The sequence below is a fragment of the Pseudomonas hygromyciniae genome (assembly GCF_016925675.1).
Classification (GTDB): Bacteria; Pseudomonadota; Gammaproteobacteria; order Pseudomonadales; family Pseudomonadaceae; genus Aquipseudomonas; species Aquipseudomonas hygromyciniae.
Window position 1 is genome coordinate 2,291,436 of sequence record NZ_CP070506.1, and the last position, 16,772, is coordinate 2,308,207.

Here is a 16,772-nt window from a genome sequence, read left to right on the forward strand (position 1 = left end):
CTGCCTGCGGCCATCGTGGTTTGAAGGTGCGCCTGAGATCAAAAGCAGAGCCAGAGTGCGAAGCTGCATTCCCCTGTGGGAGCTGGCTTGCCTGCGATGCTGCGATGGCGGCAGGTCGGCTGTCAGGCCGCCTCGTTTTGCTTGTGAGCGCCCCTGCGAACCACAACAGCCCTCTCACCGCAGCGCGTCGAGTTGACGGGCCAGGTCCAGCACCACCTTTGCCGCTGCCGACATTGGGCACCAGGTGGGTAAACGGGATATCGAGCATGCGGTTTTCCCGCACGGCCCGCAGGCGCGACAGCACCGGGTCGCGGGTCAGCAACTGGCGTTTGCGGCTGGCCGGGGACCATACGGCATCGGCCAGCAGAATCACGTCCGGGTCGCTCATCAATAACGTCTCGCTGCTGACCGTGACCCGGTATTGATTGATCCCGGCTAACAGGTTACGAGCACCGGCCGCAGCCAGCAGGGCGGTGACGAAACCTTGCCGACCCTCGCTGTCCAGGCCGCTGACTTCACTGTCGAGGTAAAACACCGACAAGGGTTTTGCCGGCTTGGCCAGTGCCTGGGCGCTGGCCAGGTCGGCGTCCAAAGTGTCAATCAGTTCGCGGGCCCGCTGCGGTTTGTGCAGCAGGTTGCCCAGGGTCAGCAGGTCGGTGCGAATGTGCCCGAAGTAGTCCAGGGAGCGCCCGGCACAGGCCGACTCCAGCAGATACGAGCCCACACCATTGCCGGCCAGCCCGGTACGCGAGGTGATGCCGTTGCCAAAGGCCGTGGCAAAACCGCCCACCACCAAATCCGGGCGTTGCCCATATAGCACCTCGCTGGCTGGGTAGCGCGGGGCAATGACCGGTACACCCAAGTACTTACCCTGCTGATGCGCGGCGCCGTTGTCATCCAGGTACGCCACACCCACCAGTGCCGGGCCGGCGCCCAGGGCCAGCAGCATATCGGCGGCGTGCTGGTTCAGGGCGACGATGCGCGACGGCGGCGTATGGGGCAGTTGCCAATCCTGCTGGCAATTGCGATAGCCGTCCGCCAGGGCCGACGCACTGCACAGCAGGGCGATGGCCAACCCTCCCAGGCGTTTCATGGGCGCTCCCGGATCAACAGTTCTTCGACCACTTCACCGCCCACCAGATGCACATCCACCAGGCGCACGGCATCGGCCTTGCTGTGTATCCCATACCAGCAGCGCTCCGGGTAGACCGTGAGCACCGGCCCCAGGTTGCACGGGAACTGGCAATGGGTGCGCGTCAGCAATACGCCGCCGGGCACTTCGATGCGCTGGTGCTCCAAGAGACGTCGGCGCAGGGTTTTCCATAGCTGCAAGGCGCCCCGCTGGGTGCAGCGCGGGCCAGTACACAGCAGCACATGGCGGGCATGCTCAGGGATATGGGACCAGTCGGGGTGGGTGTCCACCCCGTCGATTTGGCTGATTTCAGTCATCAGAAGCGATACGTGTAACGCACCTCAGAGGTGAACGGTCGGCCCAGGTTGTCGACATTGCTGGAGCGGCTGGTGACGTAGTCTCGGTCGAACAGGTTTTCTACCAGCAGGCTTACGCGGTGCTGGTGGGCGTTGTCGAGGTAGCGATAGGCGTCGGCGTCCACCACCGAATAGTGGCCGTATTCGACTCTTTTCGAGCTGATCACATCGTGGATATAGCGGATGGCCGCGCCGGCGCCCCACAGGCGATTCTGTGATTCGAACCCCACCCGCGAGCGGGCGAAGAAGCTCGGCACATCATTGATGGTCACCCCGGCACGCGACTCGGTCAGGTTGCGGGTCATGTCCGCCTGCAGGCTCCACTGCTCGTTGAGCGCCCACTTGGCATCGGCTTCGAAGCCGCGCACCTGGATCTGGCCCTGGCCGTTGACCCACTGGATAGCGTCCAGGGTAATCAAGTCGGTGATCTTGCGCTTGAACAGGGTCACGCTGGCGCTGAACTCGCGGTCGGCCAGCAGGCCCTTGTAGTCCAGGCCCAGCTCGGCGTTGCGGCTTTTCTCCGGCTTGAGGTTGCGGTTGCCGAGCTCGTCGCCGGGTTCGTTGACGAACAGTTGCTCGGCATTGGGCAGCTTGTAGGCCGTACCGTACTGGCCGCGCAGGGCCCAGTTGGCGTTGAGGTCGTAGAGCGAGGTGAGCATGCCGACTGTGGCGCTGTCGCCGCCGCTCATGGTTTCGTGGCGCACGCCAAGGCTCGGGTGCCAGTCGGGCAGGGCGTCGATCTGCGGGCGCAACTGGGTGTACAAGGCGTGGGCTTCGGCCTTGTTGTTATCGATGACCAGCACGTCGTCCTGGCCCTTGAACCACTGGTTGTCGGAACCGAACACCAGCACATGGCCGCCCGCAAGCTCGGCCTTGCCTTCGGCCTGCACGCCCCAGTCGGTAAAGCCCCAGTAGTCGTTGTGATTGCGCACCACGGTGCCGCCGTTGGCGGTGTTGTTGATCCGTGAGTAGCGGGTATCCCAGTCGTTGATATGGCCCTTGACGAAGTAGCTCAGCCGCTCGTTGATGCTCTGTTCGAAGGTCGCCGTGGCAATTTGCTGCACGCGGTCGTTGGTGGTCTTGCGGTTGTGGGTGGCGCGGGCGAAGTCCAGGTTGGCGTCGGTGTACTGGTAAAACAGCTCCAGGCGCGAGTCATCGCCCAAGGACTGGATGGCCTTGGCGCCGAGTGTGGTGACTTCGTAGGAGCGTTTCTTGTCAGTGACGTTGCTCATGTCGCGGTTGCGAAACGGCTGGTAGCCCTCGGACACGTTATGGCTGACATAGGCCAGCAAGCCCAGGTCGCCCAGGCCATTGCTGAAAATTCGCTCGGCCCGGGCGTCGCCGGTGGTACCGCCAAAGGTATCGACGCCCAGGTTGGTTTCGCCGGATACGTCGCGCGTCTGCGGGCTGCGGGTGACGATGTTGATGACCCCCGCCACGGCCTGGGTGCCGAACAGCAGGCTCTGGCCGCCCTTGAGCACTTCGATGCGTTCCACGGCGTTGGCCGGCAAGGTATCCAGGTACAGGCCACCGTACAGGCGGTTGTTCAGGCGTACGCCGTCGAGCAGGATCAGGGTGTCGTCATTGCGCCCGCCCAACAGGGAATAGGTGCCGTAGTCGAACGGGCCGTTTTTCGGGGCCACGTAGAAACCGGGGATGAACATCTGCATCGCCCGCGTGATATCGGCACTGGGGCCGGCGCGTTCGATCTGTTCGCGGGTGACGATCTCGACTTTGCTGCCGTATTGGGCCATGTCGGCGACGGTGGTGGATTCCACCGACGGCGCGGAAACGGTCTGTGCCTTGAGTTCCAGGGCGCTATTGTCAGCGAGTAGCAGGGGACTGAACAGACAACCCAACAGCAAGGTTGGGCCAGAAGTGACGCCGCGTTGAAAAATCATAGTCTTCTCGAAAAGTATCTTCGCAGAAGCACGCAGGAGAAGGTATCGAGCACACGCCAATACCGGCCCATGCCCGCCCACCGCAGGATTTTGCCAAACAGAAATTCCAGGCCGGTCTCCGGGCTCTCGCGTATCGAACCCTTCACCTTCCCATGGCGTTCTAGCCACAGTGGTGTGTCGAAGGGGTCACGCGAATACCGTTGCGGGGGCAGCACCGGACTTGCTCGATCGAGCGTACCGGTTTCCCGTTTCACCCCATGCACGGCGGCATGAGGCACCTGAAACAGGGCGGCATCTGAACATTCCAGCAACCGTTGGTCAACTTCTCTAGTGGTCGAACCGGTGGGTCTGGATCGTTGTAATATGTTTGCTTCGCTTGATCACCAGAGCCGCACGTCCATGCAGAGCACCCGATTGACGCTGATTTGCCATGGTGCGACACGTGCGCAAAAGCGTGGGCATTTCGCCCTTGATGAAGCCTTGGAAACGCCGCCGTCGCCCTTGAGTCTGGCCGCACGTTTCAAAAAAGCGCCACGCCTGTTGTGCGGGCCTGAGACCAGGACCCGGCAAACGGCGACGCTGTTCGGTGAGCACGCGACGATTGATGACGGGTTGCGCGATATGGATGTCGGTCATTGGCGCGGCCTGGATATCAATGACATCGACCGCGACGAACTGACGACCTGGCTCACCGACAGCGCCAGCGCGCCTCATTGTGGCGAGTCAGTGCTGCAGTTGTGCGAGCGCGTCAGCCAGTGGCTGGAAAACCTCACAGCGCAGCCCGGCCATGTGCTGGCGGTGACGCACCCATCGGTGATTCGTGCCGCTTTGCTTCATGTCATGCAAGCACCCATCGCTATGTTTTACCTGATTGATGTGGAGCCGCTGTCGTCCACCGAACTGCACTTCAACAACGTCTGGCGTCTGCGCCTGGAAACGCACAAGACCTGATCGGCGCGAACATGGCAAAATCCCGGCCCCGCACAGAGAACACCCCCATGAAAAAAATCCTGATCATCGGCATTGGCGCCGGCAACCCCGACTACATCACGATGCAGGCGGTGAAAGCGCTTAACCGCACCGACGTGTTTTTCCTGATGGACAAGGGCCAGAGCAAGGACAAGCTGATCGACCTGCGCCGGGAAATCTGCCAGACCTATATCGACGCCGGGCATGCCTACCGCTTTGTCGAAGCCGACTGCCCCGAGCGTGTGCGCGGCGAGATCGACTACACCACGGCGGTGCAGGATCTGAACCGCGACAAGCAGCAGACGTTCGAGCGGATGATCAACGAACACATGGCCGACGGTGAAGTGGGCGCTTTCCTGGCTTGGGGCGATCCGGCGTTGTACGACAGCACGATCCGTATCCTGCAGGCGATCCTGGCCAGTGGCAGCTGCGTGTTTGAGTTCGAGGTCATCCCCGGGATCACCAGCGTCCAGGTTCTGGCGGCCCAGCATAAGGTGCCATTGAACCGCATCGGCCGCTCCATCGAGATCACCACCGGGCGCCGGCTGGCGGCGGGGCAGGCCAGTGATGCCGATACGCTGGTGGTGATGCTGGATGCCGAGGACTCTTACCGGAGCGCGGATCAGCAGATGGACATCTACTGGGGCGCTTACCTGGGTACGCCGGATGAAATCCTGATCAGCGGCAAGGTGGCCGAAGTGGCCGGGGAAATCGAGCGCGTGCGCAAGGCGGCGCGCGAGGCCAATGGCTGGATCATGGATACTTACCTGCTGCGCAAGCCTTAGGCGTTCTGGCTGTTGGAATGCAATCAAAAAAATGTGGGAGCGGGCTTGCTCGCGAAAGCGGCGGATCAGTCAGTCGATGTATTGACTGACACACCGCTTTCGCGAGCAAGCCCGCTCCCACATTGGATGTTTGTTGTTTGACCTGGCGGGGTTATTTGCCGCTGGTGATCTGCCTTACCAGCAACTCATGCCCCTTCACATCGTCCGCCCGGGAAATGGCCTGGATCACCAGCAACCGGTTGCCAGAGCCGGCGAGGAAGGTCGAGTTCAAGGTCTTGCCGCCGCCCATTTTGGCGGTGCCATCGACCTGGCGCAGGCCCACGCCCTTGATCAGCAGTTTCTTCTGCGCCAGTTTTTTGTAGTCCGGCAGGCTGGTGCCTACGTCCTTTAGGAAACCTTCAACCGCGCTATCAAGAAACTGCGGTTCGTTGTCCTGCAGGTCGATGCCGTCATTGCGCAAGGTCTGGGCCACCACCACCACGCTTTTTGTCGCCTGGTTGATATACATCGTGCCGTTGGCGCCAGCGGTGCCCTGGGCTTGTGCGCCTGGGGGCAAGGCGTCGGCGACATAGCCTTTGGGCAGGGTGAACGTGAACTTGCCGTCCAGGGTCGAGACGATCTGGAAGTCATCCGGCGGCGCTGCGGCCGGCTTGGCGGCCGCGAACAGCGGGCTGGCGCCCAGGCTGACGGTCAGCGCCAGGGCCAGGCGGGCGGCGGTTTTGCTGAGGCTGAGCATGAGGTCTTCCAATGGGTGAACGAAATTGCGGCATATTCTGTCAGAAAATTCGCAATTTCGTTCAGGTCCATCCTCAGACCTTCCCGGACTCTTCCTCAAGGCGGTCCATTTCAAACAAACGGGCCAGTTCGGCACGGGATTCCTGGGCCGACTGCATCACCTTGGCTGCATCGTCATACACCGCGTGCTGGGCGGTCAGCAGTTGCAGGTCGTGATGCTTGAAGCGGTTGATCCGCGCATCGGCCTGGGCCTCGCTCAGGCCCAGGCCGACCAAGGTGCGGCGGCTCATTTCCAGGCTGGAGTAGAAAGTTTCGCGCACCGGTGACGCGTCCAGGTCCACCAGACGATGCACGTGCTGGCGGTTACGGGCACGGGCGATGATTTTCATGTGCGGGTAGAGGTTGCGCACCAGCTCGGCGGTCTTGATGTTGATTTCCGGGTCATCCATGGCGATGACCACGTACTCGGCCTGGTCGACCTTCGCGGCATGCAGGATTTCCGGGCGCTGGGGATCACCGTAAAACACCGGCATGCCGCCGAAACTGCGGGTCAGCTCGATGGTTTCCACCGAGGTGTCGAGGGCGATAAACGAGATGTTCTGGGCCCGCAGGATCCGCGCCACGATCTGGCCCATACGGCCCATGCCCGCGATCACCACCCGGGGCGCGTCGCTCTCGATGGCGCGGTACTCTTCTGGCACTTCCACCGGTTTGGTCTTGGGTCGAAACAGCTTGGGGCACAGCAGCAACAGCAGCGGGGTGAGGGCCATCGACAGGGTGATGGTCAGCACTAACACGTCGTACAGGTGCGGAGCGAACAGGCCCTGGTCGCGGCCGATCTTGAACACCACGAAGGCAAACTCACCACCGGCCGCCAGCACCACACCCAGGCGCACTGCGCTCTCGCGGTTGAGTTCGCCGACCATCTGCCCGACCGCGTACAGCAGCGGCAACTTGATAGCGATCAGCAGCAGGGTCAGCCCCAGCACCACAAAGGGCGTGCTTAACAACAGGCCGATATTGGCGCCCATGCCCACGCTGATAAAGAACAGCCCCAGCAACAGGCCTTTGAACGGCTCGATTTGTGATTCCAGCTCGTGGCGGTATTCGGAGTCGGCCAGCAGCAGGCCGGCGAGGAACGCGCCGAGGGCCATGGACACCCCCACCAGTTCCATCAGCCAGGCCGTGCCGATCACCACCAGCAGCGCGGTGGCGGTGGATACTTCGCGAAGGCCGGTCTTGGCGACGATGCGAAACACCGGGCGCAGCAAGTAGCGACCGCCGATGATCACCACGGCGATGCTGCCCAATACCTGCAAACCGTGGTTCAGGTCCTGGGCGGCGGTGGTGGTGTGGTCGCTGCCGGCCAGCAGCGGCACCATGGCAATCAGTGGGATCGCCGCGATGTCCTGGAACAGCAGGATCGCAAAGGCCAGGCGTCCGTGGGGGCTGTTCAGCTCCTTGCGTTCGGCCAGGCTTTGCAGGCCGAAGGCAGTGGAGGACAGCGCCAGCCCCAGACCCAGCACAATCGCGCTGTTCCATGACTGGCCAAATGCCCAGAGCGCCACTGCGCCCATCACCATGGCGGTCAACAACACTTGCGCCAGGCCTACGCCAAACACCGCCTTGCGCATCACCCACAGGCGTTTGGGCGACAGTTCCAGGCCAATGATGAACAGCAACAACACCACGCCCAGCTCGGAGAACTGCGCGACGCTTTGCGGGTTGCCCACCAGGCCCAGTACCGAAGGGCCGATGATCACACCGGCGAACAGATAGCCCAGCACCGCCCCCAATTGCAGGCGCTTGGCCAGGGGGACGGTCAGTACGGCGGCCAACAGGAACACCACGGCCGCTTGTAACAGGTTGCCTTCATGGGGCATCGCTTACTCCAGGATCTTTGAGGCGAATCGATAGGGCGCTATTAGAACGCGGTTTGGCGATTTTGAATCTGAATTTTTACTAAACCATGGCCAGCGGGTGGCTCGGTCATCAGTAGGTTGCTGTCGACAGCCATCCACGCTGTTACTATCGCCCTCCGCCGTCACCAAGAGCCAGCGCCTCATGCAACATCAGTGGGATGAAATGCACCGCACCCGCAAGCCCTCGTTCGTGCTGTGCGGCGAGCCCCAGGGGCAGGTGCTCAATCTCTATGTCCATGGTTATTCCGCGTTTTTCAACCAGCAACAGTTGGCCAGTTTCCAGGCGCAACTGGCGGGGATCGAAGGCTCGACCAACCTGATGCTGTTCTGGCCGGCCGGGCATTTCCTGGAAAACCTGTTCGCCCCCTTCAAGGACATCATTGCCTCGATGCTCGGCGGCGGCACCCTGGGCGCGGCGACCGTGGGCCTGGGCAAGGCGGTGGGCTATTTTCTCGACCACTACAAAAGTGTCGAGGCGCGGGTGGACGAAGTGGCCAGGACGCTGCTGGAGGAGCTGGCCAACTACCTGCATGCCGAGTCGATCGAGGTGCGCCAGATCAACCTGATCGGCCATTCCCTGGGCGCTCGCCTGCTGGTCAAGAGCTTGCTGGCCAACCCGGAGCTGGCCCGGGAGCTGCCGCTCAATCACCTGTTGTTGATGGGCGGCGCGATTTGCACCTCCAGCCCCTGGGAGCAGGTCTCGGCGCCGCTCAAGGGGCGGGTGATCAACTGTCATTCCAGCAAGGACTGGGCCCTGGCGCTCAAGCCCGATGCCGAGCGCTGCATTGGCCGTTACGCCATTCCCCTGACCCCGTCCCTCAAGGGCAAAGTGACCAACGTGCATCTGGTCACCTTCGATCACGCCGCCTACTGGCCGCAGTTGAAGACCGTGGTGCAGTACACCGACTTGCTGCACGAACGCCGCGGCATGATCCGTGCCGACCAGCGCAGCGCCGAGGTGCGCTTTGCCGAAGAAGACGTGGACCTGTTGCCGGTGCTGCGTCAGGCCCGGGCGCCTGAGTTGCAGTTTCTCGCCGAACTGATGGCCGCCAAGCGCAGTGCGACCATCGATGCCCAGGTGCGCGACCCATTGCGCCTCGCCATCGAGTTGCAGCGCATGGGCGGTGACAGCTTTATGAACCTGGCCCGTGGGCATGGGGGTGAGTTATCGCCAGTTGGCCCAGGATGTGGCCCTGCGCGTTGGTCTGAAGTTTGACCAGCCCATCGACAGCGTGGCCCTGGTGACCCTGGAAGAGCGGGTCGCCGAAACCCTGATCGAGCAGTACAAAGACAAACTCAGCCTGGCCGACCGCGCGGTGTTCGAGGCCGAACTCAGGGCCGCGGCGCAAAAGGAGCAGGGCTTTTTCAACCGATTCGATGTCGGCCGTTCGGCCACCACGGCCTTGAGCGGCACGGCGCTGGCCGGTTTGACCGGGTTCATTGTGCGGCGCGGTGCGGCCACGGCGATTCCGGTGGTGGGGCAGGCGTTGGCGGCGGCTATGCTGCTGGTGAGCGGGGTGCGGGCGTTTTCGGGGCCGGCGTATTCCATCACTACCCTGGCGGTGCTGGTGCTGGGAGTGATTCGCCAGCGTATGGAACGTGAGGCGCTGAATCAGGAAATGGATCTGGTGATGCAGGTGGTCGAGGCGTTTGATCTCCGTGGCGAGGGGGCTTGTCCCCCGTTGGGCTGCGTAGCAGCCCCAGTAAGCCTCACCTAGATTTGTCAGATAGACCGAGATAGCAGGTTTTGGGGCTGCTGCGCAGCCCAGCGGGGGACAAGCCCCCTCGCCACCGGTAACACCGATACCCATATATTTGCCTGGTACCCAACGTGAAATTCAGCCTGCCGAAAATTGCCACCGCACCGTTCTGCCCACCGGAAGTGGCGGGCACCATCCCCGTCGATCCCCGTGCGCCGTTTTTCAAACGGGTGCTGCAGTTTGCCGGCCCTGGCCTGCTGATCTCCATTGGCTACATGGACCCTGGCAACTGGGCCACGGCCATCGAGGCCGGGTCGCGCTACGGCTACAACTTGCTGTTTGTGGTGTTGCTCGCCAGCCTGGCGGGGATGGCGGTGCAGTGCCTGTGTTCGCGGCTGGGCATCGCCACCGGCAAGGACCTGGCGCAGTTGTGCCGCGAACGCTACAGCCAGCGTTCAGCGCGCACCCAATGGGTGCTGGCGGAAATCTCGATCATCGCCACCGACCTGGCCGAAGTGCTCGGCTGCGCCCTGGCGTTCCACCTGCTGCTGGGGGTGTCGCTGACCACCGGCATTGTCATCACCGCCTTTGACACGCTGCTGATCCTGGCTCTGCAAAACCGTGGCTTCCGGCGCCTGGAAGCGATCATGCTGGCGCTGGTGGCGACCATCGGTGTGTGTTTCTTCGTCGAACTGGTGTTGATCAAGCCTTATTGGCCGGATGTCATGCGCGGTTTCACGCCGTCCCTCTCGGCGATCAGTGATGCGGCGCCGCTCTATCTGGCCATCGGCATTCTCGGGGCCACCGTGATGCCCCATAACCTGTACCTGCACACCTCGATTGTGCAAACCCGCCTGTTCGGCAAGGACCTGGCCAGCCGCCAGGACGCGGTCAAGCTCGCACGCATCGATACCATCGGCTCCCTGGCCCTGGCCCTGCTGGTCAACTCGGCGATCCTGGTGCTGGCGGCTGCGGCGTTCCACCAGAGCGGCCATACCGAGGTGGTCGAAATCCAGGACGCCTACCACCTGCTGGACCCGCTGGTGGGCGGTGCGTTTGCCAGCATCCTGTTCGGCATTGCCTTGCTGGCGTCCGGGCAAAGCTCGACCTTCACCGGCACCATCGCCGGCCAGGTGATCATGGAGGGCTACCTCAACCTGCGGATTCCCTGCTGGCAACGCCGCCTGATCACCCGTGGCCTGGCGCTGATCCCGGCGTTCCTCGGGGTGTGGTTGATGGGTGACGATGCCATTGGCAAATTGCTGGTCCTCAGCCAGGTGGTGCTCAGCCTGCAGTTGCCCTTTGCCTTGTACCCGCTGATCCGCATGACCGGCGACCGGCAATTGATGGGGCCGTTCGTCAATCGCCTGCCCACCCGGATCCTGGCCTGGAGTCTGTTCAGCGTGATCAGCGGCGCCAATGCCTGGTTGATCGGCCAGTGGCTGTTCTGATTCAGCGGTCCCAGTAGGGCACGCTGCCGAAGCGTTCGACAAAAAAGTCGATGACCGTGCGTACCTTCACCGACAACCGCCGGCTGCCGGGCCACAGGGGCGGCAATCTGCTGCGGCTCCAGGGTGGTTGCCACTTCGTAGTCGGTCAGTACCGCCTGCAAACGCCCGGCGCGCAGGCTGTCGCCGATCAGCCAGGAAGGAAACACCACGAACCCCAGGCCTTGTTCGGCAGCGCGTGCCAGGGTGTCGGCGTGGTTGCCGGTGATCGGGCCCTTGACCGTGTAGGGCGCCCAGTCGCCCTGTTCGTGGCGAAAGAACCAACGTTGCTGGCCGTTCACGCCCTTGTACGCCAGACACTGGTGGTTGAGCAGCTCATCGGGATGGCGCGGCGTGCCGCAGCGCGCCAGGTACTCGGGGCTGGCGGCGATCCGGTAGCGCTGGGGCGCAAAAATGCGCGCCTGCATCCCGGAATCGTTGAGCACGCCGATACGGAACAGCAGGTCGGCGCCTTCCTGTAGGGGGTCGACGTAGGTGTCGGTCTGCTGGATATCCAGTTGCAGCTTGGGATAACGCTGGCACAACTCGGCCAGCCAGGGCGACAGGTGCCGCTGGCCGAACACCATGGGCGCATTGATCCGCACCAGGCCGCTGGGTTCGCTTTCCTGTTCTTGCAGGGCCTGCCCGGCCTCTTCCAGTTGTTGCAGCATCAGGCGCGCATGATGCCCGAGCAAACGCCCGGCTTCCGTGGGGCTGACCGCACGGGTGTGCCGGTAGAGCAATTGCTGGCTCAGGGCCTGTTCCATCAACTGGATCTGCCGGGAAATGGAGGAGGGCGCCAGGCCCTCGCGGCGTGCGACTTCAGAGAAACTGCCGTGGTCGAGCACCGCCACAAACAGACGCAGCGCCTTGAAACTCAACTCGTTGAAGCCCTGCATGATCACTCCGTGCTGTGCGCATTGCGCAAAGGTGTTGTCGGCATGCTCCCATTTATCGCACAGCAGGGCTACCGGATAATGCGCGCCATTGTTCTTCTCTGACGTGTAGGTGGTGTATGCAAACTTCTTCGCTCGAGGCCGCGCGCCCCAAGCACCGACTAGGCCTGCTGCTGTTGCCGCTGGTGATCCTGGCGGGCATGGGCCTGTCGGTGGAAGCCGGCCTGTTGGGGCCCCTGGGCGCTCAGGTAGGGCACTTATGGGCCACCTTGAGCATCTTCGGGGTGGGCACGGCAATCCTCCTGTTGCTGCTGCTGTTCAGCGGCCCGCAAAAAGGTCCGGCCCTCAACGAACTGCCGCGCTGGCAACTGATCGGGGGCTTTCTTGGGCCGATGTATGTGGTGGTGCTGACCCTGGCCACGCCCCATATCGGGATTGCCATGACCATGATTGCGATCCTCTCCGGCCAGGTCGGCAAGAGCGTGCTGATCGACCACTTTGGCTGGTTTGGCACCGCCCGCAAGCGGGTCAACGGTGAACGCTGGATGGCGCTGCTGTTGATTGTGGTGGCTCTTGTTTTGATTGCGCGGGGTTAAGGCGATGAATCTGATTCTATTGTTGGTGCTGGTGGTTGCCGCCGGCGCGGTGTTGAGTGTGCAAGCGGCGATCAATGGGCGCCTGGGGCAAACTGTCGGCGTGCTGCGCAGCAGCCTGGTGACGTTTGCGGTAGGCACGCTGGTGACCGGCCTGTTGATTCTGTTCTTCGAACCGGCCCAGGCCGTGAGCCTGCTCGAGGTGCCCAAGTGGCAATTGACCGGGGCGTTGTTCGGTGTGGTGTACATGATGGTGATGGTCGGTGCGGTACCGATCGTGGGCACGGCGGTGGCGACGGTGGCGGTGATCGTCGGCCAACTGGCCATGGGCATGCTGATCGATAACTTCGGCTGGATGGGCAACACCGCCATCGAGCTGTCTGCCAGCCGGGTGCTGGCAATGGCGTGTCTGGCGTTGGCCTTGGTATTCATGTATCGCAGCAGTACGCGCCAGGTTGATTAACGGCGAATGGCGCTAGCGTCGACAGGCAGCGTAAGCTGCCTGACTTTTCCCCCTATCGTGGAGTTTTATCGTGGCCAAAGCAGCTGCTGTCATTGAAATCCCGGTCTCGGCCGATCAAGTCTGGCAACTGGTCGGTGGGTTCAACTCGTTGCCCGATTGGTTGCCGCTGATTGCCAAGAGCGAGCCGGGCGAAGGCGGGCGTGTGCGTCACTTGAAGACCGTGGATGGCGCGGTGGTGGTCGAGCATTTGCAGACCTTTGATAACGCGGCGCGCACCTACAGCTACACCATCAGTGAGTCGCCGTTTCCGGTCAGTGCGTATCTGGCGACATTGCAGGTCGAAGCGCTGGGCGAGCACTCGGCCAAAGTCACCTGGTCGGGCGTGTTTACCCCGATTGCCGGTGTGACCGATGCAGAGGTTGAAGAGCTGTTCAGCGGCGTTTACACCGGCGGCGTCGAGGCCCTGCGTAAAAACTTCCCGGCCTGATTGCCACAGGGGGGGCTCTTACAGAGGGGTTTGTGCGCGACAGTCCAGGGTCAGTCGCGCGCCACCACGCTCGCTGCTGCCGACTTCCAGCCCAAAGCCATGCAGGTTGATGATCGCCGCCACAATCGACAGGCCCAGGCCAAAGCTGCCCTGCTGCTGCCCGTCATCGACCCGGTAAAAACGCTGGAACACCGCCACCCGTTCCGCTTCGGGAATCCCTGGGCCGGTATCCAATACCTCGATGCGCGTGCTGCCAGCCTCGTTGCTGCCTCGCAGCAGCACTTCGCCGCCCGGTGGGGTGAACTTGATCGAATTACTCAGCAGGTTGGCCAGGGCTTCGAACAGCAGCGCCCGGTCGCCGGTAATCGATGGCAATGCTTCGGGGGCTTGCAACAGCAGTTCCAGCTGACCTTCTTCCGCCAAGGGCAGGTAGAAGTCATGGAGTTCCTGGAGCAAGGGCAGGGGATCGAAGACCCGGAAACCGGAGCGTCGTTGACGATCCTCCAATTCGGAGATGCGCAGCAAACCGCGAAAGCGCGCCATCAGCGTATCGGTCTCGCTGATGACTTCATCGAGCTGCAAGGCCTGGGGCGAGCCTTCGGCGGTCTGCTGCTTGATCCGATACAACTGCGCCCGCAAGCGGGTCAGCGGTGTGCGCAGGTCGTGAGCAATGTTGTCGCAGACACCCTTGACCTCGTTCATCAGCTTTTCGATGCGCTCAAGCATGGCGTTGACGATGGCCGCCAGCATGTCCAGTTCGTCGCGGCGGTTGGACAGCGGCAGGCGGTGGGTCAGGTCGCCGGCGACGATGGCTTCGGCGCTGGCCTGGATCCCGCGAATCCGCCGCAAGGGGCGCCGGCGTAGCAGGTGCCAGCCGGCGACGCCGGGGATGATGGTCAGGGAGATCGCCCAGAGCAGGGCTTGCAGGATGATCCGGGTCACGCCCAGCAACGAGCCGTTGTCGCGCACCAGTACCAGCCAGCGGCCATCCTGGGTGTGGGTCGCCACCGCATCGCAACTGCCCCGGGGCAGTTTCGGGTCATCCGATTCGGTGCAGTTGGCCAGGGCATGGATGTGCCCGTCGAGGGGCAAGTCTGCCGGGATCTGCTGGATCGGGCCGCTAAGGGGCCGTTGTTGGCCATCGAACAGGCCATAGGCGTCAATGCCCTTCATATCGAAGGTCATGCTGGTGGCCAGGGCTTCATCCAGTTGCGCGCCCTCGAAGCGCTGGAACAGGTGCTGGCGCTGCATCAGCGAATGGCGCGAGAGGTCGCCCAGGTACCCCGAGACTTCGTAATAGAGCACCCCCATGAGGATGCAACTCCAGGCCACGAACAGCGAGCTGTACAGGGCCAGCAGGCGGCTGCTGGAGGAGCGCCAGCCGTTAGACGGGTTCAGCAATGACATAGCCCGAACCTCGTACCGTGCGGATCAGCGGCGTCAGGCCCGGCGGGTCGATTTTCTTGCGCAGGCGGCCAATGTGCACGTCGATGAGGTTGGTGCCCGGGTCGAAGTGATAGCCCCAGACTTCCTCGAAAATCATCATCCGCGAGAGGATTTGCCCGGTGTTGCGCATCAGGAATTCCAGCAGCTTGTACTCGGTGGGCAGCAGGCTCAGCGGCTGGTCGGCGCGACTGGCTTCGCGGCTGATCAGGTTCAGTTCCAGGTCGGCCACGCGCAATGCGGTTTGCGCGGCCTTGAGCGCATTGTTGCGCCGCAGCAGCACCTCGACCCGGGCGGCCATTTCGTCGGAGGCAAAGGGTTTGGTCAGGTAATCATCGCCCCCGGCGCGCAGCCCGCGCACCCGTTCATCCACGTCGGAGAGGGCGCTGATCATCAGGATCGGCGTCGCCACCCCGAGGGTGCGCAAGGTGGTGACGATGGCCAGGCCATCGAGCTCCGGGAGCATGCGGTCGAGGGTGATCAGGTCGTAATCGCCACTCACCGCCCGCGACAGGCCCTCACGGCCGTTGTCGACCCAATCCACGTCCAGTCCATGACTGCTCAGCTCGGCGACGATCTCGCGGGCCGTCACGGCGTCGTCTTCGATGGTCAAAATGCGCGTCATAAGGGTTACCTGGTCACACTGGAGTGAGGGGCATTTTGCCAAAAAATGATCGCGAGGTTTCTAAAAGAAAATTCATGTAGGCATGGCGGGCTCGGTCAAAATGTGGGAGCGGGCTTGCTCGCGAAAGCGGTGTATCAGTAAATGCATCCGGGGCTGATACACCGCTTTCGCGAGCAAGCCCGCTCCCACAGGGTTCGGTGCCTGTCTTGGGAATGCATAACGCCCGCCACTTACGCGGCGTTCTTGCAAGTTGCATGATCCTAGGAAGTTCAACTTGCTTATCTCATTGAAATAAATGGGGTTTTATTTTTGTGGCGACTGGCACGGCGGCTGCACTGTCCTTTTCGACAGATGTAACACCATTTTTCATGCCTGGAGCACAACAACAATGATGACATCCTCATCCACTTTGCAAGAGTCGAGCACGCTCTCCGGGGTTTCCTGGGGGGCGATCTTCGCCGGGGCTGCGGCAGCTGCGGCGCTGTCCCTGGTTTTGGTGCTGCTGGGCTTCGGCCTGGGCTTTTCGGCGGTGTCGCCGTGGGCCGACAGCGGAATCAGCGCCAAGGGCCTGGGCATCTCCACGATTGTCTGGCTGGCCTTTACCCAGATTGTCGCGGCAGGGCTGGGCGGTTATATCGCCGGCCGGCTGCGGGTCAAGTGGGCCAATATGCATGGCGATGAGGTGTACTTTCGCGACACCGCCCATGGCTTTCTCGCCTGGGCCGTGGCCACGCTGGTGACTGCGACCCTGGTGGTCGGCTCGGTCAGCAGCATTGTCGGCGGTGGTGTACAGGCCGGTGCGAGCGTGGTCTCGGGTGCCGCCAGCGGCTTGACCCAGGCTGCGGGCAACTCGGCCAATGGCGATGACTTCGGCTATTACGTCGACAGCCTGTTCCGCGATGATCGCCCGGCAGCGGCCAGTGATGACGCGGTACATGGCGTGGTGGCGCGGATCTTCGCCCGCACCCTGGGCAACGACGGCCAATTGGCTGCCCAAGACCGTGCCTACCTGGCGCAGTTGATCAGCCAGCGCACCAACCTCAGCCAGGCCGATGCCGAACGGCGTGTCGACCAGGTCTACGGCGACGCCCGCAAAGCCCTGGAAGATGCCAAGTTGAAGGCCAAGCAGGCCGCCGACACGGCCAGCAAAATCGCCGCCGTGACCTCGCTGTGGACCTTCGTCGCGCTGTTGCTCGGTGCCTTCTTTGCCAGTTTCGCCGCTACCTTCGGCGGTCGCCGTCGGGATGCCGTGGTGTACCTGGAAACCATCCGTTAATT

13 protein-coding genes, 3 pseudogenes and 1 riboswitch are annotated in these 16,772 nt (G+C 62.7%); of the genes and pseudogenes, 8 read left to right on the forward strand and 8 right to left on the reverse strand.

The features are described 5' to 3' along the window. Nucleotides 1-174: 174 nt before the first annotated feature. The 3 genes and pseudogenes from JTY93_RS10025 to JTY93_RS10035 all read right to left on the reverse strand — a co-directional run bounded on the left by JTY93_RS10025 (nucleotide 175) and on the right by JTY93_RS10035 (nucleotide 3,389). Nucleotides 175-1,093, reverse strand: a pseudogene (locus JTY93_RS10025) (ABC transporter substrate-binding protein). Next, the gene (locus JTY93_RS10030) at nucleotides 1,090-1,449 is read right to left on the reverse strand and encodes a (2Fe-2S) ferredoxin domain-containing protein (protein ID WP_205476313.1); all 360 of its coding nucleotides are present in this window, start codon (nucleotides 1,447-1,449) and stop codon (nucleotides 1,090-1,092) included. The pseudogene JTY93_RS10025 and the gene JTY93_RS10030 overlap by 4 nt, the downstream one beginning before the upstream one ends. Then, nucleotides 1,449-3,389: a TonB-dependent receptor plug domain-containing protein gene (locus JTY93_RS10035; protein ID WP_205476314.1), complete on the reverse strand. Its 1,941-nt coding sequence runs from the start codon at nucleotides 3,387-3,389 to the stop codon at nucleotides 1,449-1,451. Before JTY93_RS10035 ends, JTY93_RS10030 begins: the two co-directional genes overlap by 1 nt. Before the next feature lie 92 nt (nucleotides 3,390-3,481). Then, a riboswitch (cobalamin riboswitch) is annotated at nucleotides 3,482-3,686 on the reverse strand. 102 nt (nucleotides 3,687-3,788) lie between these two features. Here JTY93_RS10035 and JTY93_RS10040 point away from each other — a divergent pair. Together JTY93_RS10040 and cobF are read left to right on the forward strand one after the other, a co-directional pair. Continuing rightward, nucleotides 3,789-4,340 carry a histidine phosphatase family protein gene (locus JTY93_RS10040; protein WP_205476337.1) on the forward strand — a complete coding sequence of 184 codons (552 nt, stop codon included), beginning with the start codon at nucleotides 3,789-3,791 and terminating at the stop codon, nucleotides 4,338-4,340. A gap of 47 nt (nucleotides 4,341-4,387) precedes the next feature. Beyond that, nucleotides 4,388-5,143, forward strand: a complete 756-nt coding sequence (gene cobF / locus JTY93_RS10045) for a precorrin-6A synthase (deacetylating) (RefSeq protein WP_205476315.1) — start codon at nucleotides 4,388-4,390, stop codon at nucleotides 5,141-5,143. Between the two features lie 151 nt (nucleotides 5,144-5,294). On the opposite strand, the gene JTY93_RS10050 is transcribed toward cobF, so the two are convergent. Together JTY93_RS10050 and JTY93_RS10055 are read right to left on the reverse strand one after the other, a co-directional pair. After that, complete coding sequence (locus JTY93_RS10050) at nucleotides 5,295-5,879, reverse strand: DcrB/PsbP domain-containing protein (protein ID WP_205476316.1); 585 nt, start codon at nucleotides 5,877-5,879, stop codon at nucleotides 5,295-5,297. 73 nt (nucleotides 5,880-5,952) lie between these two features. Beyond that, nucleotides 5,953-7,761: a monovalent cation:proton antiporter-2 (CPA2) family protein gene (locus tag JTY93_RS10055; protein ID WP_205519004.1), complete on the reverse strand. Its 1,809-nt coding sequence runs from the start codon at nucleotides 7,759-7,761 to the stop codon at nucleotides 5,953-5,955. 181 nt (nucleotides 7,762-7,942) lie between these two features. On the opposite strand from JTY93_RS10055, the pseudogene JTY93_RS10060 reads away from it, so the two are divergent. Together JTY93_RS10060 and JTY93_RS10065 are read left to right on the forward strand one after the other, a co-directional pair. Beyond that, a pseudogene (locus JTY93_RS10060) lies at nucleotides 7,943-9,518 on the forward strand (DUF726 domain-containing protein). Between the two features lie 113 nt (nucleotides 9,519-9,631). Next, a complete protein-coding gene (locus JTY93_RS10065; RefSeq protein WP_205476319.1) occupies nucleotides 9,632-10,951 on the forward strand; it encodes an Nramp family divalent metal transporter in 1,320 nt (439 codons plus the stop codon). Nucleotide 10,952: 1 nt separating this feature from the next. Here JTY93_RS10065 and JTY93_RS10070 read toward each other — a convergent pair. After that, a pseudogene (locus JTY93_RS10070) lies at nucleotides 10,953-11,886 on the reverse strand (LysR family transcriptional regulator). A gap of 116 nt (nucleotides 11,887-12,002) precedes the next feature. Here JTY93_RS10070 and JTY93_RS10075 point away from each other — a divergent pair. The 3 genes from JTY93_RS10075 to JTY93_RS10085 all read left to right on the forward strand — a co-directional run bounded on the left by JTY93_RS10075 (nucleotide 12,003) and on the right by JTY93_RS10085 (nucleotide 13,426). Further along, nucleotides 12,003-12,479: a DMT family transporter gene (locus JTY93_RS10075; protein WP_169996510.1), complete on the forward strand. Its 477-nt coding sequence runs from the start codon at nucleotides 12,003-12,005 to the stop codon at nucleotides 12,477-12,479. 4 nt (nucleotides 12,480-12,483) lie between these two features. Continuing rightward, nucleotides 12,484-12,939, forward strand: coding sequence for a DMT family transporter (locus JTY93_RS10080; protein WP_169996508.1), 456 nt, complete (start codon nucleotides 12,484-12,486; stop codon nucleotides 12,937-12,939). Nucleotides 12,940-13,009: 70 nt separating this feature from the next. Then, a complete protein-coding gene (locus tag JTY93_RS10085) occupies nucleotides 13,010-13,426 on the forward strand; it encodes an SRPBCC family protein (protein WP_104912077.1) in 417 nt (138 codons plus the stop codon). Between the two features lie 18 nt (nucleotides 13,427-13,444). On the opposite strand, the gene JTY93_RS10090 is transcribed toward JTY93_RS10085, so the two are convergent. After that, complete coding sequence (locus tag JTY93_RS10090; RefSeq protein ID WP_169996506.1) at nucleotides 13,445-14,833, reverse strand: sensor histidine kinase; 1,389 nt, start codon at nucleotides 14,831-14,833, stop codon at nucleotides 13,445-13,447. Then, nucleotides 14,811-15,494, reverse strand: a complete 684-nt coding sequence (locus tag JTY93_RS10095; protein ID WP_092235523.1) for a response regulator transcription factor — start codon at nucleotides 15,492-15,494, stop codon at nucleotides 14,811-14,813. Before JTY93_RS10095 ends, JTY93_RS10090 begins: the two co-directional genes overlap by 23 nt. A gap of 388 nt (nucleotides 15,495-15,882) precedes the next feature. Between JTY93_RS10095 and JTY93_RS10100 the strand changes: the two genes are divergently transcribed. After that, the gene (locus tag JTY93_RS10100) at nucleotides 15,883-16,770 is read left to right on the forward strand and encodes a hypothetical protein (RefSeq protein WP_205476321.1); all 888 of its coding nucleotides are present in this window, start codon (nucleotides 15,883-15,885) and stop codon (nucleotides 16,768-16,770) included. Nucleotides 16,771-16,772: the final 2 nt, after the last annotated feature.

Bases quoted from the DNA above. Each gene is read 5' to 3' on its own strand.
- JTY93_RS10030 (WP_205476313.1), bottom strand. From the start codon at position 1,449: ATGACTGAAATCAGCCAAATCGACGGGGTGGACACCCACCCCGACTGG.
- JTY93_RS10035 (WP_205476314.1), bottom strand. From the start codon at position 3,389: ATGATTTTTCAACGCGGCGTCACTTCTGGCCCAACCTTGCTGTTGGGT.
- JTY93_RS10040 (WP_205476337.1), top strand. From the start codon at position 3,789: ATGCAGAGCACCCGATTGACGCTGATTTGCCATGGTGCGACACGTGCG.
- cobF (WP_205476315.1), top strand. From the start codon at position 4,388: ATGAAAAAAATCCTGATCATCGGCATTGGCGCCGGCAACCCCGACTAC.
- JTY93_RS10050 (WP_205476316.1), bottom strand. From the start codon at position 5,879: ATGCTCAGCCTCAGCAAAACCGCCGCCCGCCTGGCCCTGGCGCTGACC.
- JTY93_RS10055 (WP_205519004.1), bottom strand. From the start codon at position 7,761: ATGCCCCATGAAGGCAACCTGTTACAAGCGGCCGTGGTGTTCCTGTTG.
- JTY93_RS10075 (WP_169996510.1), top strand. From the start codon at position 12,003: ATGCAAACTTCTTCGCTCGAGGCCGCGCGCCCCAAGCACCGACTAGGC.
- JTY93_RS10080 (WP_169996508.1), top strand. From the start codon at position 12,484: ATGAATCTGATTCTATTGTTGGTGCTGGTGGTTGCCGCCGGCGCGGTG.
- JTY93_RS10090 (WP_169996506.1), bottom strand. From the start codon at position 14,833: ATGTCATTGCTGAACCCGTCTAACGGCTGGCGCTCCTCCAGCAGCCGC.
- JTY93_RS10095 (WP_092235523.1), bottom strand. From the start codon at position 15,494: ATGACGCGCATTTTGACCATCGAAGACGACGCCGTGACGGCCCGCGAG.
- JTY93_RS10100 (WP_205476321.1), top strand. From the start codon at position 15,883: ATGATGACATCCTCATCCACTTTGCAAGAGTCGAGCACGCTCTCCGGG.